Consider the following 24,386-nt stretch of genomic DNA (forward strand, 5'->3'; position numbering starts at 1 on the left):
TGCTGACGGGTCAGCAGAAAAACTCTTACAGGTAGTGCAGGTCCGGTTAGGACGTCCGGGACGTCAGCCAGATAGTGAAGGCGACGATGACGCCCAGGCCTGCGATCCAGACGAACAGACCTTCGGATACCGGTCCCAACGCACCGAGATCGGCGCCGCCGGGGGACCCATTGGCTTCAATCTGCTTCAGGAAGGTGATGATGTCTCGCTTGCCTTCGGGGGTAACGTTCGCGTCGCTGAAGACCGGCATGTTCTGCGGGCCGGTGACCATGGCTTCGTAGATGTGCTTACCGGAGACGTCCGCGAGGGCCGGAGCAAATTTGCCCCGGGTCAGCGCACCGCCGGCGGCGGCAGCATTGTGGCACATGGCGCAGTTCACGCGGAACAGCTCGCCGCCCGCGGCGGCGTCGCCCTTTTCGTCGAGGACACCTTCCTCGGGGATGGACGGGCCGGGGCCGAGCGAGGCAACATAGGCGGACAGCTGGTGGGTCTGGGCGTCGTTGAACTGGGCCGGCTTCTTGTAGGCCTGCGGTCCGTTCATCTGCATGGGCATACGGCCGGTGCCGACCTGGAAGTCAACGGCAGCTGCACCGACTCCGACCAGGGAGGGTCCGTCTTTGGACCCGCTGGCGCCCATGCCGTGGCAGGTGGCGCAGTTGGCGGCGAAAAGCTTGCCGCCTTCTTCCGCGTCACTTGCCGTGAAGCTTGTGGTGGCGGCCTTGGCCTGGTTGACGGTGGTGGCAACGGCGTACAGCCCACCAGTGACCAGGAGGCCCATCAGCAGCAGTGCAATTGCTGCCAGTGGGTGACGTCGCTTCTGCGAGAGTGCCTTCACGTGGTGGTTCCTTTTTTCGATCCTGCGGTGGCTCCGGGAGCCGCTTCTAGAAATTCTGCCTCTTGTAGAAAAAGAGTCAAGTCTGGGCTACTTGAGGACGTAGATGACCAGGAAGAGGCCGATCCACACGACGTCGACGAAGTGCCAGTAGTACGAGGTGACGATCGCGGAGGTCGCTTCAAAGTGGCCGAACTTCTTCGCGGCGAAGGAGCGGCCGATGATGAGGAGGAAGGCAACCAGGCCGCCGATAACGTGCAGGCCGTGGAAGCCTGTGGTGATGTAGAACGCAGAGCCGTAGGCGTTGGAGGAGAGCGAGACGTGCTCGGAAACGAGCATCGCGTACTCGGTCGCCTGGCCGGCCACGAAGACGGCTCCCATGATGAACGTCACGGTGAACCATTCGTTCATTCCCCAGCGGGTGAAGCTGAGGGGGCCGCCGCTTCGACGCGGCTGAAGCCGCTCGGCGGCGAAGACGCCCATCTGGCAAGTAAACGAACTTGCCACGAGGACGATCGTGTTGACGAGCGCAAAGGGGAAGTTGAGCTTGGCTGTCTCCTCGGCCCACATCTGTCCCGAAGTGGAACGGAGTGTGAAGTACATGGCGAAGAGACCGGCGAAGAACATCAACTCACTGGATAGCCAGACTACGGTTCCAACAGAAACCATGTTCGGGCGATTCAGCGTCGGGTGCGCCGGGGTACTGGGGGCATGGGTCGCAGATGTCACATAGACATTATGTCTATAAAAGTTCGTCCTGCCCAACGCAAACCGCGTTTTCGGAGGACTTTTTCTACAAAGACGCGAATTCGCGCGGAAAAGTTCCCGGACCCGTTCATATTGGTCATAGCGAGGCGCACCTCGATAGCATCAGGAGGTGACTTCTCAGGCATCTGCACAGGCGGCAGGCAACACCTGGCCGCGGCTCATCAACGCACTCATCGGCGGTACGGACCTTACTACCGGCAATACGGAGTGGGCGATGAACTCGATCATGTCCGGGGAGGCCACCCCCGCGCAGGTGGCCGGATTCCTGGTGGCGCTGCGCTCCAAAGGGGAGACGGTGGATGAGCTGGCCGGCCTGGTCGAGGCGATGATCAGCAACGCGAGCCCCATAGATATCGCCGGCGAGAAGCTGGACATCGTCGGCACCGGCGGAGACCAGCAGAACACCGTCAACATCTCCACAATGGCCGCCCTTATCTCCGCAGGCGCAGGCGCGAAGGTGGTTAAGCACGGCAACCGTGCGGCATCTTCCACCTCCGGCTCCGCCGACGTCCTCGAAGCCCTCGGCGTTCGGCTGGACCTGCCGATTCCTCGCGTTGCCCTCAACGCAGAGGAAGCCGGCATCACTTTCTGCTTCGCCCAGGTGTTCCATCCCTCCATGCGTCACGCCGCCGTCGCCCGCCGCGAGCTGGGGGTGCCGACTGCCTTCAACTTCCTCGGCCCCATGACCAACCCTGCCAACGTCCAGGCCTCGGCGGTGGGTGTCGCCAACGAGCGGATGGCCCCGCTGGTGGCGGGTGTGCTGGCCAAACGCGGAAGCCGCGGACTGGTGTTCCGCGGCAATGACGGACTGGATGAGCTGACCACAACCGGGCCTTCCCGCGTCTGGGAAATCCGGAACGGTGTGGTCACGGAAGAGGGTTTTGATCCCCGCGAACTGGGGATCCGCCAGGCGACGCTGGAGGAGCTTCGCGGCGGGGACGCCGAGGCCAATGCCGCCGTCGTGCGGTCGGTCCTTGCCGGCGGGCACGGCCCGGCGCGCGATGCCGCACTGCTCAATGCCGCCGCCGGACTGGTGGCTTTCGACCTGGACGCGACTGGCCTGCTGGTCGAGCGTATGGCCGCCGCGATGAAGCGCGCCGAAGAGTCCATCGAATCGGGTGCGGCAGCGGCTGTGCTGGACCGGTGGGTCGCGCTGTCCCGCAGCTGACGCGACCGCAGCGAAGGTGCGATCTGGTCCGGTGCAGAGCCCTGCTGCCTAGCGCCCTACTGCTCGAAGCCGAGGGCGAAGGCGGCGTCGAGGTCGTGCTGCGAGTAGGCGCGGAAGGCGATGTGGGTGGTTGTGTGCACCACGGCGGGGACCTTGGAGAGCTTGTCGGCGATGACGTCCGCGAGGTCCTCGTGCTTGGCAACCCTGGCAATGGCGATGAGATCCCATTCACCGGTGACGGAATAGACCTCGCTGATGCCCTGGATCGCGGAGATTTCTTCCGCCGTCTCGGGGATGCGGGAAGCGTCTGTCTTAATCAGGACAAAAGCGGTGACCACGTGTGAACCTTTCCGGATCTGTTGCGCCGTTGCCGGCCGGCTGCTTGCCCCTGCGGGCCCGGCCGTGTCCTTGCAAGCCTAGTGCATCAGGCCTTCACGAGGCGTGTCCTGAACCGCCGCACTCCGGCGGCCAGAAGGCGGTACCCGAGCAGGAAGAGACCCACCGCAAGCAGGGCCACGATCACGAAGGGCAGGACTACCGTCTGCCCGGTGGCGGCGCGCAGCAGCATACCGACGGTCACCGTCCCGAGCCAGACGGCGACGCCGGCCGGCCAGGGCGCGAGCGGTGCGCGCCAGACGCGCAGGGAGAACCAGGCCACCGCCGCCCCTGCGAGGAACGGCCACGCGGTCGAGAGGACTCCCGCGATGATCTCGCCGCGCTGGTGGGCGTCCCGGCCGATCGCCGCAAAGGTGAGGATCAGCACCGCGTCGGCTATGGCGGCCAGAATAACTGCACGCCTTCCGGCTACCGGGGTGGACCCGTTGAGGGAACCGGATCCGGTTGCGGACGGCCGGGGGAGCGGCGGCGAAGACGAAGGCATGCTTCCAAGCGTAGCCGCGCTGGCCGGACGCAGCGGATCCGGCGTTCGTCGTCGTGGTTTCCGCGGCGATGCCAACCAGAACGACGCCGGCAATGCGGCGTCGACGACGGTCGTATCCCACGCTTCACAGGGCCATGGGCCGGGACCGTGCGCCGTGCCGTTGTGCCGGTAAACCCACGGGACTAGGCTCGGCCTCAAACCCCGGATCGCCGCCGGCTACCGCCTTGCGGCACGGGCCGAACGGAAGACGGTGTGCAATGGCCGAAAAGATCACCACCTGCCTGTGGTTCGACAATCAGGCGGAGGAAGCTGCCGGATTCTATGTGTCCGTCTTTGGCGGATCCGGGGTACTGGACGTCTCCCGCTACGGCGAGGGCGGTCCCGGGCCGGCCGGCCAGGCCATCAGCGTCCGCTTTGAAATTGGCGGCAGGACCTTCACGGCGCTGAACGGGGGACCGGCGTTCACTTTCAACGAGTCCGTTTCCTTTGTGATCGACTGTTCCTCGCAGGAGGAAGTGGACCGTTACTGGTCGGAGTTGACTGACGGCGGATCAGAGAGCCAATGCGGCTGGCTGAAGGACAAGTACGGCGTGTCGTGGCAGGTCGTTCCTTCCGTGCTGGGCCAGCTGATCGGCGGCCCCGATCCCGCCGGCACCCAGCGGGCCATGCAGGCGATGCTGGGGATGCGGAAGCTCGATATCGCCGCGCTGCAGAACGCCTACGACGGCCGCTAAGCCGGGACTGGATGGGGCTCCCCGACTATTCGTGACGGGCCCGGCGTCTTGTAATACAGCCAACGCCTGGAGATACTCGTGCCTACGAAGGACCCCAGGGTCCCGGCCAAGGTTGCCGGACGCGGCGCGGCCGGGATCCGACGCCCTGCCGCCCTGCCGCCACGGGTAACACTCCGCGGCGGCAAGGCGCGCAGCGTGGACTCCTCGGACACGGCATTTCAGGCTGCCGGGCAGGCGTGACCGGAACGACCACTCCCGGGGGAGGCCTGACCGAAATCAGTGCCGAAGTTCGGGACCAGGAGCTCCTGCGCTACGCGATCGAGTTCCGCGCCCTGACCTCCGGGAACGGCCGCTTCACCCGGAGCTACCTTCGGCACGAACAGGTCCCGCCGGGCGCCGCCGGTGGCGCGACGAAGCCATGAGGAGCAGCGAGCGGTTCGGCCATGGTCTGCGCATGGGCCATGCCTCGCGGGATACCAGCTCCAGAACGCGGGGGTACTTCTGCAGCAGCACCGGCGTACCGATCGCCAGCAAGCGCCGGGCGACGCGTCCGACGTCGACCGTTGTCCTCGTGGTGACCCTGGCTGCAGGGAAGGCCGCGACGACGACCGTGGACGCCCTGCTATTGTCCCGGCATGCCTGAAGAAGTCCATGGCCTCGCCATCGGCCGGCTCGCTCCGCAAGGACCTTCATCTCGACGGGGGAGGACGTCTCGGACCTCTTTGGAAACGCCTGGTTCGAGCACCTCGATGTCCTGGCAGTTCCGCTGTCCCGGCCAGGCGCGGACTTCTTCGACCTCTCGACTGGCTGCGCAGGTGAAATCCTGCGACGTCCAGAACGTCGGCGTCGCCGGGATACAGCAGCCCGAGGCAGTCATCGCCAACTCTGGCGCGCCCGTCGACAGACCCGTGAAGACGGTATCCCGATCATTGGGGTCCAGCATTTCGACGAGCAACTGGAGCGGGGGAGTGAGGCTGGCAGTACGTGCCGGAACTGGCACCTCAGAAGCCGGAGCCGTTGGTGCACAAGACTTTCAGCGACTCCTTCGAGGACACGAATCGGGAAGGCGTCCGGGCCCAGTCCGGGGTGGGGCGCCTGTTCGTTAACGGGGCGCAGACACAGCGCAACGCGCCAGCCATCTTCGCCGACTCCTCGCAGCGCCGGGCCATGGTTTCTCCGGGACGCGATTAGCCCATGCCTGCAGGCCCGGCCCACGCACCCGGGGCGCCGGTCCCGCCACCACCGCGGTCGTCATCTCTGCCACAACGTATGCAGCGCTTATATAGACTGCCGTCTTCGGTGTGTTCGACATGCCATTCATGGCGGATGTTCAGCTTGCACAGCAGGGCCTGAAGCATGATCCTCTCCGATCTATGGAGTATGGGACCCACGGCGACAATTCAATGATCGCATTCGTGCCGCCGCCGGGCGAGGCCTTGGCGAACTGGAGGTGCGCGGGAGCGACTTGTTGCGCCAGCCGTCCAGCATCGCAGGGGGATCGTTTCCACGCGATGATGCTTTCGGGCCGGTCAGCCTAGCAAAGGACCTTGACTCGCAAAGGACCTTGACCAGCCGGGTTGCAGTTGTGGGCCTTAATTGTGATGAGACGGCTGGTCCAGCCAAATATTCTCAACTTTACATAATGTTGATTATCGGCGTTTTAGGACAGCGGGCGGGAAGGGCCGCGAACCCCGGGTTTCGCCAGGGCCATCCCGCGACTTGGCGCAGCCATTGTGCCGCCCGATCCATTGTCTTAATCGGCTGCCTCACTGAGAATGAACCATGACGGTCTACCTGAGGTCCCTGGAAACTGCTGTTCCGCCAACTGTCCTGATCCAAACCGAAGCCCGGGACGTGTTTGCGGCGCAACCTGGTCTCACCAGGCTGGGAACGCGCCTCGTTGCCACCTGCTTTGACTCGGCTGCCATCGACACCCGTTACACGGCCGTCGAGGAACTGACCAGGGACAGCCGGGCGGAGAATCCACGGTTCTTTGATTCCGGCACGGGCCTGCTGCTCAGCCCCAGCACGAAGGTCCGCAATGATATCTTCGCTACCGAGGCCACGAAGCTCTTCATCGAAGCCGCCGGGAAGGCGCTGGATGCCTGCCCGGGAATCGATATACTTGACATAACTCACCTCGTGACGGTCTCCTGCACCGGATTCTTCAACCCCGGACCTGACTACAAAATTGTCCGGGCCCTGGGCCTGAACCCCGCTGTGCAGCGCTACCACCTCGGCTTTATGGGCTGCTACGCCGCGTTCCCTGCATTGCGCGCCGCAAAGTCCTTCTGCGAGGCGGACCCGGACGCCGTCGTGCTGGTGGTTTGCGCGGAACTCTGCTCCCTCCATGTCAGGACCTCAAACGATCCGGACACCATCATGGGATCGGCCCTGTTCGCCGACGGCGCCGCTGCGGCCGTCATCACGGCACGGGACGTCCCGAATGAACCGGCGCTCATGCGGCTGGACCACTTCGAGACGGTCCTCACGCCGGTCGGCGAGGAATCCATGGCGTGGAATATCGGTGACGAAGGATTCGAGATGGTCCTCGGCAACTACGTCCCCCACATCATCGATGACCACATTATCGGCGCACTGGAACCCTTGCTCTCCCGGGAAATCTCCCTCCGCGGACTCCCCTACCGCGACATCCGGCACTGGGCCATCCATCCCGGCGGGCGCAGCATCCTTGACAAGGTGCAGACCAGGCTGGATCTGAGCGACGAGCAGTTGGTCCCGGCTCGGGAAACCCTCCGCAACTTCGGGAACATGAGTAGCGCCACCGTCCTCTTCGTCCTCCGGCACATCCTGGACCTGCCTCCCGCGGAAGGCGGCGATGGCGGGGAAGAACGGATCTGTTCCATGGCGTTCGGGCCAGGACTGACCGTGGAAACGGCCCTGTTTGCCAGAATCAGCAGTCCGCGCGGCGCCGACGCCGTACAAAGAGACCCCGCACACATCGACGCCGGCTCTGTTCCTGCAGCGGAGGCCCCGGCCCAGCCGGAATCCGCGCTGGCCTAAGAACCTCAGAACGTGGAACTCCTGCGGGAACGCGCGGCGGACGCCGTCGAGGAAATGGACCGGCCCGGCTGCGATCCGGTCCGGCTGGAACGCACCTATGCGCAGTTCGGGCTGGTCAACCGGGCTGTGTCCGGCTGGCGGGGCATCTACCTGAGCCAGCTGCGGCCGCGGCTCCGCGACGGCGCCGCGACCACTTTGCTGGACATCGGCTGCGGCGGCGGGGACGTGCCGGTTCTGCTGTCCCGCTGGGCTGCCAGGGACGGACTCCGGCTCGAGATCACGGCCATCGACCCGGACGCGCGCGCCAGCCGCTTCGCCGCGAAGCGGAATTCCGCCACAGACGTGGTCTTCCGGCGGGCGACGTCGTCCGAGCTCGCCCGCGAAGGCCGCAGCTATGACTTCGTCGTCTCAAACCATGTGCTGCACCATCTGGCTGCCGCCGAGCTGCCGGCGTTCCTCGCCGAGTCTGCGGCGCTCTGCCATGGCCGCATCATCCACAACGACCTCCGGCGCAGTCCGGTTGCCTATGCGATGTTTTTCGCGGCATCCTGGCCATTCACCGGATCCTATATCCGGCAGGACGGGCTCACCTCGATCCGACGCAGCTACACCGCGGCCGAGCTGCGGACGGCCGCTCCCCCGGGCTGGATCGTCGCCCGCAGCTCCCCCTACCGGAACCTGCTGATCCTCGACAAGAGCACCGATACGGACGCCCCCGGTGACTGAAGTACTGATCATCGGCGGCGGACCGGTGGGACTGTTCATGGCGGCCCTGCTGCTGCAGAGCGGAGTGAGCGTCCGGGTGCTCGAACAACGCACCGGGCGTGAGCTGCACTCCCGGGCCATCGGCATCCATCCGCCGGCGCTCGAGGCGCTGCAGCGGATCGGCGTTGCCCAGGAACTGGTCGGCGAGGGCGTCGCCATCCGACGCGGTGTCGCCGTCGGCGGTGGTGACGTGCTGGCCGAAATGGCTTTTGCCGGTGTGTCGGAAAGCTTTCCGTTCGTCCTGTCCCTCCCGCAGACGCGAACCGAGGCGGTCCTCGAACAATGCGTCCGGGAGCTCGATCCCGGGGCCGTGCACCGTGGTGTCAGGTTCACCGGCATGCGTGAGGACAGCGGACGGGTCACGGTGGAAGGCAGTTCATCCGCTGGTCCGGTCCGGTATTCGGCGGCTCTGGTGATCGCCGCCGACGGGGTCCGCTCCGCGGTTCGGACCCTGCAGGGCACGGCAGTGCGGGCCAGGGACTATCCGGACAGCTACCTGATGGGCGACTTCGCCGATGGCACCGGCTTTGGTCCGGACGCTGCGCTGTTCCTGGCACCCGGCGGCATCGTGGAGTCGTTTCCCCTGCCCGGGAAGCTGCGCCGCTGGGTGGTCCGGCTGGACGGTAGCCCTCCCGGCGGCCGCGGGGACGGATCCGGCGCGGACGCGCGGTGGCTGACGGAGCGTATCCGGGAACGGACGGGACTCGACGTCGACCCGGGCAGTAACAGCATGCTCAGCGGCTTCGGTGTCCGGTCGCGGCTGGTCCGGCAGATGGTGACCGGCCGCACGGTGCTGATCGGCGACGCCGCGCACGAGGTCAGCCCCATCGGCGGCCAGGGCATGAATCTGGGCTTGCTCGACGCCGTCGCGCTGGCCCCGCTCGTGTGCGCCGGGCTGCACGGGGCCGCTGTGGGCGCCGAGTTGCGGGCTTTCGAGGGGAGCCGGCGGCGCGCGGCTGCCAGGGCCGCAGGCCAGTCCGAGATCAATATGGCGCTGGGCCGGCCCCTGGCGGGAGGGCCGCTGCGGGTGCGAAACCGCGCCATTGCGGCGGCCGCCGCGGTTCCTGCCGTCAACGCATTCGCGGCCCGCCGGTTCACCATGCAGTGACCAACGGCCGGCAGCCTCAGCCCGCCGTGTAGTAGCAGTCGTAGCTGTCCTGGCTGACGATCCTGCCGTCCCGCACCTCAAAGACCGACGCGGTCCTGGCCCGGATCTCATCGCCCGCGTCCCAGTGCGGAAGATCCATCAACAGCGTCGCGGACCACTCGGCCTCCAGCACAACGCGGCCGCCGTCACAGCTTGTCCGCCGCACCTCGAAGCGCTGCCCGGAAACGACCTGCCCTCCCGCATCCGCTCCCGCCAGGGCCTCAGTGCGGTTGCGAGTTGACCCTTGCGGGGCCAGCAGGTGGGGAGCCTCGGTCAGGATGAAGTCATCGGCGAGGAAGGCAGCGATCTCCGCTCCGCCGCCCGCTTCGATGGCGCGCAGCAGGCCGAGCACGCAGTCCAGGGGTGTCTGTGGAGTCATGGAACGAGACTAGCCGATGGCCCCGGAACCGCACCGGAGGGCCAGCACCGGGAATACACTGGCCGCATGGGCAGCTGCGTCCAGAACGTCCGACAGCGGATAGCACGACACCCGGTTCGCCGTCCCCCAGCGGTCAGAGCCACAGCAGTCAGGGCGGCGGCATTCAGAACTGCCGCCGCCCTGGCTCTCCTTGCTGTGACGGCCTCCTGCAGCGCAGGGACCGGTGAAAGCTCCGGAACCCGCAGCGCAGGGGCACCGGCGACAGCGGCAGTTGCCGCCGTCAGCGCGGAGATCAACCAGCTCCGTGACAACTACGGCAAGCAGATAGTCGCTATCCAGCTCACCAACAACACACCCGGTCCACTCACGGTACTGGGAGCGGAGCTGCGCAGCGTACTCTTCGCCGACACCATCGCCTGGCAGCCTCCGGCGGGCGGAATCGACCTCCCGCCCGGCCAGACCAAGATCGTCCCGGCGCAGCTCGCCGCGCCGGAGTGCGGAACCCGGACAGCCCAATCGCCGGAGGGCATAACGGTGACCCTCCGTATGGCGGCGGCCCCGGGAACGGAACCCGCCATGACCCTGCCCGCCGCCGACCCCTACGGTGTGCTCACCCGGAACAACGCGGAAATGTGCCTGGCACAGGCGGCAGCCGCCGTCGCCGCAATCCGGCTGGAACCGGAACTCGAGGTTTCCGCCGACGCGCAGAGCGCCGTCGTGCGTCTCATCCTTGCGCCCCGGAGCACGCCCGGCGCCGTGAACCCGGGCTCGACCGGCACACTGACGATCGACCGGATCGACGGCACCACCCTGCTGGAAGAAGATCCGGCTGCCCCGTGGCCGCGCTCCGTTTCGTTGGGGGCGGGCGGGGCAAGCCAGGAACTGCGGCTGGGGATCCGGCCGGCGCGCTGCGACCCGCATTCCGTTGCTGAGGACAAGGTCGGGACGCTACTGCCGCTCCGGGTGCATGTCGGCGGGAGGGAAGGCATCCTGAAGGTCGACGCGGGCGCACTGTTACGGGGACGCATTTACGAGTTTGTCACCGCGGCCTGCGGACGCCCGTAGTCTGATGCCATGTCATCAGACGCCAGGCCCACGGACTTCAGCGCCGCCCGGATCCACGAAACCGTCCAGCAGATTCTCACGGCCGGGGTGCTTCCGCCGATTGTCCAGGCCGGCCATCCGGTCCTCCGGCGCATCGCCGCTCCGTTCTCCGGCCAGTTGAGCGGCGCGGAACTGGGGCAGCTGATCGACCTGATGCGCAGCGTGATGCATAAGGCGCCGGGCGTTGGCCTGGCCGCCCCGCAGCTTGGCATTCCGCTGCAGCTTGCCGTCCTGGAGGACCAGTTCGACGTCGACGCCGATGTCGCGGCCGTTCGGGGCAGGTCACCGCTCGCGTTCTTCGCGATGCTGAACCCCGGCTACCAGCCTCTGGGCGGCTCGACTGCGGCGTTCTACGAAGGATGCCTGTCCCTGAACGGCCTGCAGGCGGCCGTGTCCCGGCCCGAGTCCGTCCGGCTCGACTACACCGCCGCCGACGGAACCCGGACCCGGCGCGACTTCACCGGCTGGCAGGCGCGGATCGTCCAGCACGAGACGGACCACCTGCACGGGATCCTCTACCTGGACCGGGCCGAGCTGCGCTCCATCAGCAACAACGCCGAGTACTCCGCCCGCTGGGCCCAGCCGGACATCAACCATGCCCGGCAAGAACTGGGGTTCCTGCCCGACGCCCCGGGTGTGTAGCAGCCGAGCAGCCCGCGTCTCAGGCCTGCGGGGCAGGCGCCGGATTCGCCGCCGTCGGGAGATAGCGGGCCCACCACTGCAGGATTTGGTCGAAGCGCTGCATCCGGTGGTGCGGGGTTCCGGACCGTGACAGCTCATGGTTTTCGCCCGGGAAGACGAGGAACGCGGCCTCCACACCCTGCTGCTTGAGCGCAGTGAAGTACCGCTGGCCCTGCTCCACCGGGCAACGCAGGTCCTCCTCGCTGTGGATGACCAGGGCGGGGGTGCGCACCTGATCCACCCGCGACATGGGGCTCTGGGCCTGGATCTGTTCCGCAGACCGGCCGGTGTATTCGCCGCCGAAGAACCAGCCGATGTCAGAGGAACCGGTGAAACTTACGGGATCCAGGAATCCGCGCTCCACGATGGCCGCCTGGAAGCGGTGGTCGTGGCTGATGGTCCAGGCTGTGAGGTAGCCGCCGTAGGAGCCGCCCATGATGCCCATGGCGCCGGCGTCGAGCTCGGCGAATTTCCCGAGGGCGCCGTCCAGGAACGCGAGGACGTCCTGCAGGTCCAGGGTGCCCATCTGCTGCTTGATCGCCCGCCCGTGTGCCTGGCCGTAGCCGGCCGATCCGCGCGGATTGCACATCAGCACCGCGTAGCCCGCCCCGGCATAAACCTGCGCTTCGTCGAAGAGTGCCCCGGTGAACTGCGCAAACGGGCCGCCATGGATGTTCAGCAGGACCGGATGCGGGCCCCTGCCTGCCGGCTTCACGAGCCAGCCATGGACGGGATAGCCGTCAGCGGAGGGGAAGGTCAGCTCCTCTGGCTCGATGACCCCGGCCACGGAGCGCAGCGGCGCGGAGAAATCAGTCAGCGGGCGCGGCCCGCCGCCGTCGAGTACGGCCACGTCCCCGGCTGTCGCAGCATCACTGAAGCTGAGCACCAGCGACCCGCCACCTGCGGCGGCACCGGTGACCACGCGGTCTCCGTTTACGAGCACGGCATGGTTCCCGGTGGCGCCGAACTCATGAAGCTCCACCGTTCCTTGCGCCGTGTTCAGCAGCAGGACGCCGTCCGGTCCGTGCAGCCCGATCAGGCCGGGTGCGCTCAGGTCCATGCTTTCGACGTCGCTCAGCAGCATGGCATCCCCGCCCGCGGCCGGCATTACATACAGGGCGGTGTTTCGTGCGACGAAGTCCTGGCCGGACTCGCCGAGCTCCTGGGCAAGGAAGTACAGCCACTGTCCGTCGCGGGACTGGCGCACCGCGTTGACGCTCTGCCGGCCGGTGTTTGGCGGGGAGACCGGCCGGGGCTCCCCCGCCCCGGCATCGTGCCCCACCGGGATGCTGTAGACGCCGCTGGCCAGATCCGAGTCCCTGCCCTCGTGCAGCGCGGCGGTGAAGTAGATTCTCCGCCCGTCCGTGCTGAAGCTGGCGCCGTTGTGGTCCGTCGCGGCGGTTGTCAGCTGTGTCGCGGCCGGCAGCAGGCCTGCGCTGTCAGCGTCCCCCGGTTCGCCGGCGGCCGCGGCGCTGCGGGCCTTGAGCGCCCTGCCCCTCGGCGCGACCTTCGGTTCCGCGTCGAGGTCCGGAATCTCCACGAGGAAGAGCTGAAGCGGCTTGTCTGCGGTGTAGCCGACGCCGTTCATCCGGTACTGGTAGTCCGTGATCAACCGGGCGTTCTCGGCGCCGGCGGAGACTCCGTCGATAGTGCCGTACCGTCCCTCCTCCGGAGTCCGGGCGCTGAATACAATGCTGCGCGAGCCCGGTGACCACGCGAACGCTGAAACCCCCAGCGGGGCGTGGGACACCGGCTGCGGCTCGCCGCCGGCTGCCTCGACGACATAAAGCTGGGGTTTGCCGCCGGCGGCTGCGCGCAGGAAAGCGAGTACCAGCCCATCCGGCGAGAAGTCCGGCGCTGTGTCCCGGAATCCCCGCGTCAGGCGGCGCGGTCTGCTGTCCGGGTCCAGCGGAACATTCCATAGCTGGCCCACATAGGCGTCGGCGTCGAAATCGGGGCGGGTCACGGACACAACGGCCCGGGAACCGTCCGGATGCATGGCGGGAGTGGACACGGAATTCAGCAACGGCAGATGTTCGGATTTCACGTGTGCGAGCCTAGCCCCAGTTTCCCCGGCAGTGAAATAGCTCACGTCCGCGGACTGGCCCCCGCGGCCGCTCGGCCCGCCCGGCGGCCGCCCTAGGATGGACAGTATGCTCCCCGCTTCCGCTGACTCCCTGCTGTGCCCGGTCTGCCGCATGAGCCTTAGGCTCAGCGACGGCGGGGGCCGCACGCTGGTCTGCCCGGCCGGCCACAGTTTCGATTCCGCAAGGCAGGGATACTTCAACTTCCTGGTGGGTAAGGGCACGGTCTTCGAAGCGGACGCGGCCGACATGGTCGCGGCGCGCTTCGATTTCCTCTCCGCCGGCCACTACCGTCCCCTGGCTGAAGCCGTGGCGGCACTCGCGGCGCCGGCCCTGGCCGGGCCCGGTTCGCTGGTACTCGACGCCGGAACCGGAACCGGCCACTACCTCCGGGCCGTCCTGGACCGGATGCTGGAGGGCGGCAGGCCGGCCGCGGCCATAGGACTGGACATCTCGAAATTTGCGCTCCGCCGGGCTGCCAGGTTGAACCCGGAGGCGGTAAACGTCGTCGCCGACGTGTGGCAGCCGTTGCCGGTCGCCGACGAGGCCGTGGACGTCGCCACTGTGGTCTTCGCACCCCGCAACGCTGCGGAGTTCGCCCGTGTGCTCCGCCCCGGCGGGCGCCTGATCGTGGTCACGCCCCGGCCCGGCCACCTTGGGGAGATCGCAGGACAGACTGGCATGCTCGGGATTGAGCCCGCCAAGGACGAGCGCCTCGGGGCCGCACTCGGGGGGCCTTTCTCGGCCCTGGCCGCCCGTGACCTGGATCTGCAGCTTTCTCTGAATCCCAACGACGTGGCCAGACTGGCCCTGATGGGGCCGGCCGGCCACCACCTGGACCGCGGAACCCTGGCCTCCCTCGCAGCGGGCCTGCCGCCGCTGACCGGGGTGTCAGCCCGCTTCCGGATCAGTGTCTTCCAGCCGCGCCACTGAGCTTGCGCTGCCCTGAAAGGTAACGACTTGGCCACATTGGCCGCTTGGATTCTCCCGCCCTCGGCAGGCCTTGCCCTTCGGCTTAGGATGGACTCACAGTTACTGAGGGTCTGCGCCGGCAGCTCCCGGGAGCGAAGGGGGCACAGATGTTTGAATGGCTGGCCGAAAACTTGTGGGCGTTCTGGCTCACCGTCTTCCTGATGTTCGCCGTGGTGGAGATGCTCACCCTCGACCTTTTCTTCATCATGCTCGGCGGCGGCGCCCTGGCCGGGTTGCTGGCCGACTTCGCCGGCGCGGACTTCTGGCTCCAGATTGTCGCCTTCTGCGTAGTCGCCCTCCTGATGATCGGTTTCGTCCGGCCCGTCGCGCTCAAGCACCTGCACAAGGGACCGGCGGAACAGCGCAGCAACATCGAGCGGCTGATCGGTGAATCCGCCCTCGTTATGGAACCTGTCAGCGCAAGCGGCGGTCTGGTCAAGATCGGCGGCGACATCTGGAGTGCCCGCTCGGAAACCGGAGTCCTTGCCCCCGGCCAGCACGCCGTGGTCAGCTCGATCGACGGCGCCACCGCCGTCGTTGCCCCACAGCCCGAGACCGCCGTCCAATAGTGCGCGCTATTTTTCCGGCGGCCGCCACCGGCACCGGACACGCGGCGGGACACCGCCGCAAAGCATAGCAAGACCACATATCTGGGGAAAAGGTGATGTATGGATATCGCAGTCGCAATCGTGCTGCTGGTTCTCGTTGCGTTCGTAATAATCGTGCTGGTCCGCTCGGTGCGGATTGTCCCGCAGGCGCGGGCCGGCGTCGTCGAACGGCTGGGCAAGTACCAGCGCACGCTGAACCCCGGCCTCACGATCCTGATCCCGTTCGTGGACCGGCTGTTGCCGTTGCTTGACCTGCGTGAACAGGTGGTTTCATTCCCGCCGCAGCCGGTGATTACCGAGGACAACCTAGTGGTCTCCATTGACACCGTGGTGTACTTTCAGGTCACCGATGCCCGGGCGGCAACCTACGAGATTGCCAACTACATCCAGGCGGTCGAACAGCTCACCACCACGACCCTCCGTAACGTCGTCGGTGGCCTGAACCTTGAAGAGGCCCTCACCTCCCGTGACCAGATCAACGGGCAGCTCCGCGGTGTGCTGGACGAAGCGACAGGCCGCTGGGGCATTCGTGTTTCCCGGGTGGAACTCAAAGCGATCGATCCGCCCCACTCCATCCAGGACTCGATGGAAAAGCAGATGCGGGCCGAACGTGACCGACGTGCCGCCATCCTCACCGCGGAAGGCACCAAGCAGTCCGCCATCCTCACCGCCGAAGGCCAGCGGCAGTCTTCGATCCTTAAGGCCGAAGGCGACGCCAAGGCCGCCATCCTCCGGGCCGACGGCGAGGCCCAGGCCATCCAGAAGGTGTTCGACGCCATCCATAAGGGCAATCCGGACCAGAAGCTCCTCGCCTACCAGTACCTGCAGGTGCTGCCGAAGATCGCCGAAGGATCGGCGAACAAGCTCTGGATCATTCCGAGCGAGGTCGGCGAAGCACTCAAGGGCATCGGCAACGCCATTGGCGGCACCAGGCCCGGTCAGCCCGCGGATGGACTGTTCGGTCCGGACTCGGACGCCGCGCAGCAGAAGGCTCCGGTGAGTCCGGCAGCCACGCCGGCAGCCGGCGCGGCAAGCGCAGCAGCCTTCCCGGCCAAGCCGGATTCCTGATCTTCTAGGGAAAGGGGACGCACCCGCACAGGCGGGCGCCTCCCCTTTTCCGTGCCCGGCAGCCGCCGAAACAGCCCCGACAGGCTTTACCCGGGGTGTGCTGTTCGCGTATACTCAAATATTTGTCCGGCTGGTTCAACCGGCTGGAACAATTAAGCTTCGCAAAGCGTTTAATCCAGTGACGATTTGCCGGGATCACGCCGGTTCTTTCCAGCGATGCAGCGCGATGCAAACAGTAGTCCGGCGAGGCCGTACAGCCCCCGGCTAACGCAGGGTCTGACCCTGCGAACCGAACAGAGTGGAGAAAAAATGAGCGATCGCAGCCTGCGGGGTATGCGCCTTGGCGCACAGAGCATGGAGACCGAATCCGGTGTCGAACCGGCTCCGCGCCAGCGGGTTGAGTACCGTTGCGAGGACGGCGAGCAGGTATTCGTGACCTTCTCCTCCGAAGCGGAGATCCCTCCGGTCTGGGTGTCGAAGACAGGCAAGGAAGCCTTGCTCGTCGACGGCGAACGCCCCGTGAACAGCAACGAGAAGGCCGTCCGCACGCACTGGGACATGCTCCTGGAACGACGCTCCCTGCCCGAGCTGGAGCAGATCCTTAAAGATCGCCTCACGATCCTGCGTGAACGCCGCGGCGAACGCCGCTCGGCCTAAGCAGCCGGCGCACCCGCATTTCGAGCAACGCGGGGTCACTTCCAGCCCATCCTGATGCACCGGATGGGCTGGAAGTGACCCCGCGTTGCTTTTTCTTTGGTGGCCCTACTTGCTGGCCTTCTTGGCGCCGAGCTTTCCGCCGAGCTTGGCGGAGAGGGTGTTCCAGCGGGCAGTGAGGCCCCACTTGGTGACGTTGACCATGGCTTCGACCACGATGTTTCCACTCATCTTGGAGGCGCCGAGTTCGCGCTCCACAAAGGTGATGGGGCGTTCCACGATGTTCAGTCCGAGCCTGGCCACGCGCCAGGCGAGGTCCACCTGGAAGCCGTAGCCGACAGAGTCGACGGCGTCGAGGTTCAGCTTCTCCAGGGTAGTCCGGCGGAACGCGCGGAAGCCTCCCGTGACGTCCTTGATCTTGACGCCGAGCATGATCCGGGCGTACGTGCTTCCGACCCGGGAGATCGCCTGGCGGTACAGGGGCCAGTTGACGACGCTTCCGCCGGGAACCCAGCGCGAACCCATGGCGAGGTCGGCGCCCTGCTCCACGGCCTCGATCAGCTGCGGGAGCTGTTCCGGCTGGTGGGAGCCGTCCGCGTCCATCTCGACGAGGATGTCGTACCCGGCGTCGAGGCCCCACCGGAAGCCGGCGATGTAGGCGGCGCCCAGGCCGGCCTTGCCTTCACGGTGCAGGACGTGGACCTGGTTGTCCTCTGCGGCGATGCGGTCCGCGAGCTGCCCGGTGCCGTCGGGGCTGTTGTCGTCGACCACCAGCACATCGGAGCCAGGCACGGCCGTGCGCAGTCGCCCGAGGGTCTTGGGCAACGATTCCAGCTCGTTGTAGGTCGGGATGATCGTGAGGACACGCACAGCGAGGCCTTTCCTTGAAGGGAGCGGTCAGAGCGCCGGCCGGTCTGCCAATAGCAGGGAGCAGGCGCAACTTCCCATTATAGGGAGTCGCCGGACCCTTCGAGGCCGCAATCGGTTCCGTGGGCAGGTCCACCCGCCACGGGCCAGTTCCGGCAAAGCGCGAGAAGCGCCGCCGGGACCGTTTTCTGCTGCGAAATGGACCCGCCCCCTGGGAACACCCATGGCCACAACCGAAGCGGCCGCCGCGCTTGCGGCAACCTGGAACTGACCGGGGGACGTCCGGAGCCTGCGCTTAGCGCAACCCTCCGTTGACCCTCAATGCTACGGGGACGCCATGATCTGTCAACCGGACCGTGACCTGCCGTTTCATTCAACGCCGCAGGTCAGGACCGCCGTCGGGCCGGCAAACTTTCGGTGCCGTCACGCGCCGAAGGTACCGTTGGAAAACAGTTCGCGCCCGTCCCCGACGGTCAGCAGGCAGGCCGGATCGGACCCCGTGTCGAGGGCCGGCAGCAGGGGCGTCCGGGCCCGGGGGTCGGTGCTCCAGGACTGGACGCGGCCGTCGGCGACCTGGACCATAAGTTCCTCGACCTCCCAGACGGCGAAGCTGGCCGGTGCCCCGGGAACCAGTTGGCCGGCCATCGGGTTCCGGTAGCGGGCGGCCCGCCAGCCGGCCCTGGTGTGGCCCAGAAACGCTGCGCGGGCGGAGATCTGCTCGGAGGGGTTGCTGTGCTGCAGGCAGGCCCGCACGCTGGACCACGGCCGGAGCGGAGTTACCGGGCTGTCGCTGCCGAAGCAGATGGGCACCCCGGCGGCGTAGAAGGAACCGAACGGGTTCATGCCGGTGCGGCGGGCGCCGAGGCGCTGCTCGTAGAGGCTGCCCCCGCCTCCCCAGGCGGAGTCGAAGCACGGCTGCGCGCTGACGGTCACGGAGTAGCCGGCCAGCCGGTTGATGGCGTCCGCGTCGGCCAGTTCGACGTGCTCGAAGCGGTGGCCTGCGGCGCGGACCTTCTGCGCGCCGACTTCGGCCGCCGCCTGGTCCAGGGCGTCCAGCGCCGCATCCAGCCCGGCGTCACCGATGACGTGGAAACCCGCCTGGATCCCCAGCAGCGAGCACGCCGCGAGGTGTGCGGCCGCCTCCGCCACCGAGAGGTACAGGCTGCCGCGCTCCCCCGGAGCATCGCTGTAGTCCGCCCGCAGGGCCGCCGTCCGCGAACCGATCGAGCCGTCGATGTTCAGGTCCCCGGCAAGGCCCAGCACGGACACGCCCAGGCTGTCGATAATGGATTGGGCCTGTTCCGCGGAGGCCGCCGGCTGACCCCAGTACGGCAGGACCTCCGGAACGGCGTCGGGCCCGGAATTCCAGGCCGCCGCAAGCTTCAGGTCCTCGATGCTGCCGATGTGAGGTGCGGCCATCTCGGCCAGCGCCACATAGCCATTGGCGGCAGCTTCGGCCAGGGCCAGCTGCTGGTAGCCCCGGAGCGCTGCTGACGGCAACCGCCGCGCCGCGAGCCGGGCGGCGGTGTGGGCAGCGCGCTTGACCTGGCTTCCGGCGGAGGCCCCGTCGAGGCCCGCAAGGCCTGCCGCCGTCGCAAGCGAGGAGGACACGAGCGCCGAGTGCACATCCACGCGGGACAGGTAAACCATCCGGCCGCCGGCGGCGCGTTCAAGTTCCGCCGGTGAAGGAAGCTCCGGATCGGACCACAGGCTCTCGTCCCAGCCGTGGCCCAGCACGGTGCCCTCGGCGGGGGACGCCGAGACGGCGTCGAGCAGTTCCCTGGCGGAGCGGACACCGCCAAGCCGCAGCGAGTCCAGCGCGATCCCGGTCTCCGTCAGGTGCACATGGGAATCAACGAATCCGGGGGCCAGGAGCGCCCCGTGCAGGTCGATGACGTTCATCGAGGAATCGGCAATCGACGTTGCAGCCTGCTCCGAGCCGACCCAGGCGACGGTGTCGCCGTCGACCAGCATCGCGGTCGCAAAGGGATCGGCGGCCGTGTAGACCGAGCCGTTACGGTACAGCGTCACCTTGCGCGGCGCCGGGGTGGCCGGGGAATCGGTCATGGTGCGGGAGCTCCTTGTAGCTGGGGGCCGGCGCAGCGCCGGCGGTGTTCGAATGGGACGGATGGTGCCGGGCGGCCCGGCGTTGCCCTTCAGCCGTCAGGCCACCGAGGAATACGCGACGACGCCGCGCTTGACCAGCGTGATCGCGTCCGCGCACAGTCTCGAGACGCGCGGGTCCGCGGTCGGGATCTTGGCGAGCTGGTCCAGCAGGTCGATGACCTGTTTCACCCAGCGGACAAAGTCACCCGCGGCCAGGTCCGTCCCGCTGAGGACCTCCTGGAGGTGCCGTCCCTTGGCCCACTTGAAGATGGGCCACACCAGGCCCAATTCGGGCTCTCCGGTCAGCGGCAGCTTGGCGGCTTCCTCGACGTCCTCCAGGATGGACCATTCACGCACCACGGTATCGATCGCGGATTCCAGCGAAACGCTGGGCATCTTGGGCCGGAGCCCGCGGTCCTCGCGCTTGGCCTGGAACACAAGGATGCTGGCGAGGGCCGCGATTTCTGCGGCGTCGAGATCAGCGAAGGCACCCATCCGCAGGGACTGTGAAATGAGCAGGTCCTTCTCGCCGTAGATCCGGCGCAGCCGCTGCCCGTCGGGGCTGATGGTGAGGACTCCGGCGTCGGACGTCTCCAGATAGCCGTAGTTGCCCAGCACCCCGCAGACCCGGTCGAAGGTCTTCGCGATGGTGTTGGTGCGGCCCTGGATCTGGCGGACCAGCCCGTCCGTTTCCTGGCGGAGCTTCCACCAGCGTTCGGACCAGCGCGCGTGGTCCTCGCGTTCGCTGCAGCCGTGGCAAGGGTGGGCACGGAGCTCACGGCCCAGCTCGGTGATCCTCTTCTCGTGGTCAGGCAGCGCCGCTGCGCGGCCGAAGTCCTCGTCCCGGCCCGGCGGCGCGGGCGGGCGGTTGTCCCGGATGGCGTTGCGGACCGAGGAGGCCAGATCCCGCCGCGATTTGGGCACCTTGGCGTTGAAGGACTTCGGGATCCGGATCCGGGTGATGGGCGCGAGCGGGCCTTCGACGTCCTGGGTGCCGATCCGCCGCAGTTGGCTATCGAGGGTCATCACGGCGGGCCGCGGCTCGCGGGAGTGGTGGTCGGAGCTGAGCACGACGGCGAGGCCGGGCGCCCGCCCGGTGGGAACATCCACGACATCGCCGGGCAGCAGGCGGCTCAGGGAGTCCTCGGTGAGGGACTTCCTGGCCCGGGACGTGGTCTTGGAGGCATTCTTCTCCGCATCGGAAAGCGCCCGACGCAGCCGGGAGTAGTCGGTGAAGTCGCCAAGGTGGCAGCTCATCGCCTTGCTGAAGCCGGCCAGGGATTCCTCGCGGCTGCGCACCTGTTTCGCCAGCCCCACCACGGACCGGTCCGCCTGGAACTGGGCGAAGGAGGATTCGAGGATCTCCCGGGCGCGGGAGCGGCCGAACTGGGCCAGCAGGTTGATGGACATGTTGTACGTCGGCCGGAAGCTCGAGTTCAGCGGGTAGGTGCGCCGCGAGGCAAGGCCGGCAACCGAGGCCGGGTCGGTGCCGGGCTGCCACAGGACCACGGCATGGCCCTCGACGTCGATCCCGCGGCGGCCGGCCCGGCCGGTCAGCTGGGTGTACTCCCCTGCCGTAATGTTCACGTGCGCCTCGCCGTTGAACTTGTCCAGCTTCTCCAGCACAACGCACCGCGCCGGCATGTTGACGCCGAGCGCCAGCGTCTCGGTGGCGAACACCGCCTTGACCAGGCCGCCGACGAAGAGTTTTTCCACGACTTCTTTGAAGGTGGGGAGCATGCCCGCGTGGTGCGCTGCGAGGCCCCGGAGCAGGCCGTCGCGCCAGCTCCAGAAGCCGAGGACATCCAGGTCGTCGGAGGGGATGTCCTGCGCGGCCTCGTCGACGCGCCGTGCGATCGCGACCTGTTCCTTCTCGGTGGTCAGCCACAACCCGGCGGCGACGCACTGGGCGACGGCGGCGTCGCAGCCGGCGCGGGAGAAGATGAACGTGATCGCGGGCAGGAGATCCTGCCGGTCGAGGCTGTCGATGACCTGGGGGCGGCTGGCCTTGCGGACCGCGCTGCGCGGGCCGCCCTGCGGCTCGTCGTGCTGGCTGTGTTGGTTTCGCTGACGCCGCTGGTTGCGCCCGCCGTGGCCGAAGCGCCCGCGGAAATTCATCTGGCTCTCGGCCCGGGCCATCGAGAGCAGCTCCGGGTTGACCTCAAAACCCGGACGGGTGCTGAGGTCGGCCGTGGAAGCGGTCACCGCAGCATTGGCTTCGCCGGCGGGGGCGATCTCGTCGAAGCTCATGTCACCGGCGAAGAGGTCTACGATTTTCCGGCCCACCATGACGTGCTGCCAAAGCGGTACGGGGCGGTGTTCGGAGACGATCACATCGGTTTGTCCGCGCACGGTGTCCAGCCAGGCACCGAATTCCTCGGCGTTGGACACCGTGGCGCTCAGCGAGGCGACCTGAACCTCGCTGGGCAGGTGGATAATGACCTCTTCCCAGACGGCGCCGCGGAAACGGTCGGCCAGATAGTGGACCTCGTCCATCACGACGAAGCCGAGGTCATCGAGGGTGTCGGAGTCCGCGTAGAGCATGTTCCGGAGCACCTCGGTGGTCATCACGACGACGGGTGCGTCGCCGTTGATGCTGGTGTCGCCCGTCAGCAGCCCCACCTGCGCGGCACCGTACTTCTCGGCGAGTTCGGAGTACTTCTGGTTGCTCAGGGCCTTGATCGGGGTGGTGTAGAAGGCCTTGAGGCCGCGCTGGAGGGCCAGATAGATGGCGAACTCCCCCACGATCGTCTTGCCCGCACCCGTGGGGGCGGCCACGAGGACTCCGCGGCCGGCCTGCAGCGAGAGGCACGCCTCGCGCTGGAAGTCATCGAGTTCGAATTCGAGAGTCCGGATGAAACCGCCCAGATACGTCTTGGCTTCGGCGGCCCGCTCGGCACTGGCACGGTAGCGTTCGGACGGAGATTCCGGCCCGGGGAGTATGGACATGCTTCCAGCCTAGTGCGCGAACGGCTAGAGATTCTCCAGCTCGGAGCTGGGGGTCGCGTTGTCCGCCGTGGCCTCGGTTTCCGCGGTTCGCTTGATGGCGCGGCGCTCACGGCGGCGGTCGTTCAGCAGGCACAGCCCGATGGCCGCGAAGAAAAGGACCAGCATGGGACCGGCAAGGTAGAACATGCTCATGGCATCGGCCCCCGGCGCGGCCATGGCGGCGAACAGGCAGACGAGGAACACCGTGATCCGCCAGCTCTTGAGGAGCTGCTTGCCCTTGATGATCCCGGCCAGGTTGAGCCCGACGAGGACGACCGGCAGCAGGAAGGCGATGCCAAAGGCCAGCAGCAGCCTGAGCACGAAGGACAGGTAGATCTGGGCGCTGATGAAGTTTGAACCGCCGGAAGGCGTGAAGTCGGTCAAGACCCGCACCGCGTTGGGGAGTACGAGCCAGGCGAGCAGAACGCCGCCAACAAAGAGCGGCACGGCCGCGGCGACAAAGGACAGCGCGAGCCGCCGTTCCTTCTTGTGCAGGCCCGGGACGATAAACGCCCAGAGCTGGTAGAGCCAGACCGGGCTGGCGGCGATGAGGCCGAGGAACACCGAGACCTGGATCATCAGGTCGAAGGAGCTGGCCACACCGTCGAAGTTCAGCGTCGCCTGCCGGCCCTCGTGCCCGTTCAGGTCACGGATCGGTTGAATCAGGGCGGCGAGCATCGGCTGGTAGACGAAGAAGCCGACGCCGGTGCCCACAATGACCGCGATCGCCGACTTGAAGAGGCGGTTCCGCAGCTCTTTCAGGTGGTCGAGGAGCGCCATCCTCCCCTCGGGGTTCGATCGACGGCCCATGGTTACTGCCATGTGGTCTTAGGCGCGGTTCGGAGGCGGAACGTCGGTTCCGTCGGCCGTGCGGGATTCCGTGCCGGCGGACTTCGGGTGGTTCACGACCCGGCCCTCGACTGCTTCGGAGTCATCCTTGGCGTCGGTGGCGCCGTCCTTCTTCATTTCCCGGACTTCCGACTTGAAAATACGCATCGACTGGCCAAGGCTGCGTGCCATGCCGGGCAGCTTCGGTGCGGCGAAAAGCACCAATGCCAGAACGATGATGATGATGAGATGCCAGCCTTCAAGCCTCATGTCAGGAGGTCCTTTCGTTTGAATACATCCTATGTCTAACTGAATTCAATGTCGCCCAGCGCCTGGGGCTGGCCCCGGTCCGTCTTGCGCCGGACGCGCCGCAACCGCCGGGCTTCCTGCCGGGCCAGCTTGGACGCGTCGTATTCGTGCCGCATCCGGGCGGGCGGGGCGAAAACGGCGGATCCCGGCGCAGCGTGCGCACCGGACGCTGCATCCGTGCCGGCGCCGTCGAAGTCTACGGCGTCAATATGAACAGCGGCTGAACCGGGCCCGGCGGGTGCGGACGGGAAGCTGGAGAACCGCTCCCCCGCCTCGCCGAGCTCCCTCACCGTGGTCATGAACTGCCGGAACAACCGGACGCCGAGCACAACGAATAACAACAATGACAGCGCGACGAGCGCTATCCAGATTACGATCCAGGACCACCAAGGCATGCTGAGTAGTCTAGCCGGGGTGCCG

The 24,386-nt window shown here is 67.1% G+C and carries 27 protein-coding genes and 1 pseudogene; 16 read left to right on the plus strand and 12 right to left on the minus strand.

What is annotated here, in order from left to right:
* Positions 1 to 46: 46 nt before the first annotated feature.
* Complete coding sequence (gene qcrC, locus ACZYZE_RS13035) at positions 47 to 835, minus strand: cytochrome bc1 complex diheme cytochrome c subunit (protein ID WP_459319045.1); 789 nt, start codon at positions 833 to 835, stop codon at positions 47 to 49.
* 87 nt (positions 836 to 922) lie between these two features.
* Positions 923 to 1,597: an aa3-type cytochrome oxidase subunit III gene (ctaE, locus tag ACZYZE_RS13040; protein ID WP_459319046.1), complete on the minus strand. Its 675-nt coding sequence runs from the start codon at positions 1,595 to 1,597 to the stop codon at positions 923 to 925.
* A gap of 112 nt (positions 1,598 to 1,709) precedes the next feature.
* Between ctaE and trpD the strand changes: the two genes are divergently transcribed.
* On the plus strand, positions 1,710 to 2,768 hold the full coding sequence (gene trpD, locus ACZYZE_RS13045) for an anthranilate phosphoribosyltransferase (RefSeq protein WP_463908087.1): 1,059 nt from the start codon (positions 1,710 to 1,712) through the stop codon (positions 2,766 to 2,768).
* Between the two features lie 56 nt (positions 2,769 to 2,824).
* Here trpD and ACZYZE_RS13050 read toward each other — a convergent pair whose 3' ends face one another.
* Both ACZYZE_RS13050 and ACZYZE_RS13055 read right to left on the minus strand, forming a co-directional pair.
* A complete protein-coding gene (locus ACZYZE_RS13050) occupies positions 2,825 to 3,106 on the minus strand; it encodes an Lrp/AsnC family transcriptional regulator (protein ID WP_459319048.1) in 282 nt (93 codons plus the stop codon).
* An 86-nt stretch (positions 3,107 to 3,192) separates the two neighbouring features.
* Positions 3,193 to 3,648: a DUF3054 domain-containing protein gene (locus tag ACZYZE_RS13055; RefSeq protein WP_463908090.1), complete on the minus strand. Its 456-nt coding sequence runs from the start codon at positions 3,646 to 3,648 to the stop codon at positions 3,193 to 3,195.
* 257 nt (positions 3,649 to 3,905) lie between these two features.
* Here ACZYZE_RS13055 and ACZYZE_RS13060 point away from each other — a divergent pair, with 257 nt between their 5' ends.
* The 9 genes and pseudogenes from ACZYZE_RS13060 to ACZYZE_RS13100 all read left to right on the plus strand — a co-directional run bounded on the left by ACZYZE_RS13060 (position 3,906) and on the right by ACZYZE_RS13100 (position 9,279).
* Positions 3,906 to 4,382: a VOC family protein gene (locus tag ACZYZE_RS13060; RefSeq protein WP_459319050.1), complete on the plus strand. Its 477-nt coding sequence runs from the start codon at positions 3,906 to 3,908 to the stop codon at positions 4,380 to 4,382.
* Positions 4,383 to 4,460: 78 nt separating this feature from the next.
* Positions 4,461 to 4,622, plus strand: a complete 162-nt coding sequence (locus tag ACZYZE_RS13065) for a hypothetical protein (RefSeq protein ID WP_459319051.1) — start codon at positions 4,461 to 4,463, stop codon at positions 4,620 to 4,622.
* The gene (locus ACZYZE_RS13070) at positions 4,619 to 4,804 is read left to right on the plus strand and encodes a hypothetical protein (RefSeq protein WP_459319052.1); all 186 of its coding nucleotides are present in this window, start codon (positions 4,619 to 4,621) and stop codon (positions 4,802 to 4,804) included. The genes ACZYZE_RS13065 and ACZYZE_RS13070 overlap by 4 nt, the downstream gene beginning before the upstream one ends.
* On the plus strand, positions 4,801 to 5,025 hold the full coding sequence (locus ACZYZE_RS13075; RefSeq protein ID WP_463908093.1) for a hypothetical protein: 225 nt from the start codon (positions 4,801 to 4,803) through the stop codon (positions 5,023 to 5,025). The genes ACZYZE_RS13070 and ACZYZE_RS13075 overlap by 4 nt, the downstream gene beginning before the upstream one ends.
* A gap of 45 nt (positions 5,026 to 5,070) precedes the next feature.
* Positions 5,071 to 5,199: pseudogene (locus tag ACZYZE_RS13080) on the plus strand (DUF4180 domain-containing protein); the annotation flags it as partial.
* Positions 5,200 to 5,402: 203 nt separating this feature from the next.
* Complete coding sequence (locus tag ACZYZE_RS13085; protein ID WP_459319054.1) at positions 5,403 to 5,573, plus strand: hypothetical protein; 171 nt, start codon at positions 5,403 to 5,405, stop codon at positions 5,571 to 5,573.
* Between the two features lie 591 nt (positions 5,574 to 6,164).
* Complete coding sequence (locus tag ACZYZE_RS13090; RefSeq protein WP_459319055.1) at positions 6,165 to 7,406, plus strand: type III polyketide synthase; 1,242 nt, start codon at positions 6,165 to 6,167, stop codon at positions 7,404 to 7,406.
* A gap of 12 nt (positions 7,407 to 7,418) precedes the next feature.
* A complete protein-coding gene (locus ACZYZE_RS13095; protein WP_463908095.1) occupies positions 7,419 to 8,132 on the plus strand; it encodes a class I SAM-dependent methyltransferase in 714 nt (237 codons plus the stop codon).
* Positions 8,125 to 9,279 carry an FAD-dependent oxidoreductase gene (locus ACZYZE_RS13100; protein ID WP_459319057.1) on the plus strand — a complete coding sequence of 385 codons (1,155 nt, stop codon included), beginning with the start codon at positions 8,125 to 8,127 and terminating at the stop codon, positions 9,277 to 9,279. The genes ACZYZE_RS13095 and ACZYZE_RS13100 overlap by 8 nt, the downstream gene beginning before the upstream one ends.
* A 16-nt stretch (positions 9,280 to 9,295) precedes the next feature.
* Here ACZYZE_RS13100 and ACZYZE_RS13105 read toward each other — a convergent pair whose 3' ends face one another.
* Entirely contained in the window at positions 9,296 to 9,697 is a 402-nt protein-coding gene (locus ACZYZE_RS13105; RefSeq protein WP_459319058.1) for a nuclear transport factor 2 family protein, read from the minus strand.
* 195 nt (positions 9,698 to 9,892) lie between these two features.
* Between ACZYZE_RS13105 and ACZYZE_RS13110 the strand changes: the two genes are divergently transcribed.
* A complete protein-coding gene (locus ACZYZE_RS13110; RefSeq protein ID WP_459319059.1) occupies positions 9,893 to 10,762 on the plus strand; it encodes a hypothetical protein in 870 nt (289 codons plus the stop codon).
* Positions 10,763 to 10,771: 9 nt separating this feature from the next.
* Complete coding sequence (locus ACZYZE_RS13115) at positions 10,772 to 11,443, plus strand: peptide deformylase (protein WP_459319060.1); 672 nt, start codon at positions 10,772 to 10,774, stop codon at positions 11,441 to 11,443.
* Positions 11,444 to 11,462: 19 nt separating this feature from the next.
* On the opposite strand, the gene ACZYZE_RS13120 is transcribed toward ACZYZE_RS13115, so the two are convergent.
* Entirely contained in the window at positions 11,463 to 13,529 is a 2,067-nt protein-coding gene (locus tag ACZYZE_RS13120) for a S9 family peptidase (RefSeq protein WP_463908098.1), read from the minus strand.
* Positions 13,530 to 13,635: 106 nt separating this feature from the next.
* On the opposite strand from ACZYZE_RS13120, the gene ACZYZE_RS13125 reads away from it, so the two are divergent.
* From ACZYZE_RS13125 to ACZYZE_RS13140, 4 genes are all read left to right on the plus strand, one after another.
* Complete coding sequence (locus ACZYZE_RS13125; RefSeq protein WP_463908100.1) at positions 13,636 to 14,499, plus strand: methyltransferase domain-containing protein; 864 nt, start codon at positions 13,636 to 13,638, stop codon at positions 14,497 to 14,499.
* A gap of 146 nt (positions 14,500 to 14,645) precedes the next feature.
* Positions 14,646 to 15,107 carry an NfeD family protein gene (locus tag ACZYZE_RS13130; protein WP_463908102.1) on the plus strand — a complete coding sequence of 154 codons (462 nt, stop codon included), beginning with the start codon at positions 14,646 to 14,648 and terminating at the stop codon, positions 15,105 to 15,107.
* Between the two features lie 99 nt (positions 15,108 to 15,206).
* A complete protein-coding gene (locus tag ACZYZE_RS13135; RefSeq protein ID WP_459319064.1) occupies positions 15,207 to 16,214 on the plus strand; it encodes an SPFH domain-containing protein in 1,008 nt (335 codons plus the stop codon).
* A 309-nt stretch (positions 16,215 to 16,523) separates the two neighbouring features.
* Complete coding sequence (locus tag ACZYZE_RS13140) at positions 16,524 to 16,871, plus strand: RNA polymerase-binding protein RbpA (RefSeq protein WP_459319065.1); 348 nt, start codon at positions 16,524 to 16,526, stop codon at positions 16,869 to 16,871.
* Between the two features lie 105 nt (positions 16,872 to 16,976).
* On the opposite strand, the gene ACZYZE_RS13145 is transcribed toward ACZYZE_RS13140, so the two are convergent.
* The 6 genes from ACZYZE_RS13145 to ACZYZE_RS13170 all read right to left on the minus strand — a co-directional run bounded on the left by ACZYZE_RS13145 (position 16,977) and on the right by ACZYZE_RS13170 (position 24,361).
* A complete protein-coding gene (locus ACZYZE_RS13145) occupies positions 16,977 to 17,738 on the minus strand; it encodes a polyprenol monophosphomannose synthase (protein WP_459319066.1) in 762 nt (253 codons plus the stop codon).
* A gap of 420 nt (positions 17,739 to 18,158) precedes the next feature.
* On the minus strand, positions 18,159 to 19,802 hold the full coding sequence (locus tag ACZYZE_RS13150; protein ID WP_463908105.1) for an amidohydrolase: 1,644 nt from the start codon (positions 19,800 to 19,802) through the stop codon (positions 18,159 to 18,161).
* A gap of 96 nt (positions 19,803 to 19,898) precedes the next feature.
* Positions 19,899 to 22,790 carry a DEAD/DEAH box helicase gene (locus ACZYZE_RS13155; protein ID WP_463908107.1) on the minus strand — a complete coding sequence of 964 codons (2,892 nt, stop codon included), beginning with the start codon at positions 22,788 to 22,790 and terminating at the stop codon, positions 19,899 to 19,901.
* Positions 22,791 to 22,814: 24 nt separating this feature from the next.
* Positions 22,815 to 23,651: a twin-arginine translocase subunit TatC gene (gene tatC, locus ACZYZE_RS13160; protein ID WP_459319069.1), complete on the minus strand. Its 837-nt coding sequence runs from the start codon at positions 23,649 to 23,651 to the stop codon at positions 22,815 to 22,817.
* A 6-nt stretch (positions 23,652 to 23,657) separates the two neighbouring features.
* Positions 23,658 to 23,927: a Sec-independent protein translocase subunit TatA gene (gene tatA, locus ACZYZE_RS13165; RefSeq protein WP_459319070.1), complete on the minus strand. Its 270-nt coding sequence runs from the start codon at positions 23,925 to 23,927 to the stop codon at positions 23,658 to 23,660.
* 35 nt (positions 23,928 to 23,962) lie between these two features.
* Positions 23,963 to 24,361 carry a hypothetical protein gene (locus ACZYZE_RS13170; protein WP_463908110.1) on the minus strand — a complete coding sequence of 133 codons (399 nt, stop codon included), beginning with the start codon at positions 24,359 to 24,361 and terminating at the stop codon, positions 23,963 to 23,965.
* Positions 24,362 to 24,386 lie beyond the last annotated feature (25 nt).

Source organism: Pseudarthrobacter woesei, from assembly GCF_055412745.1.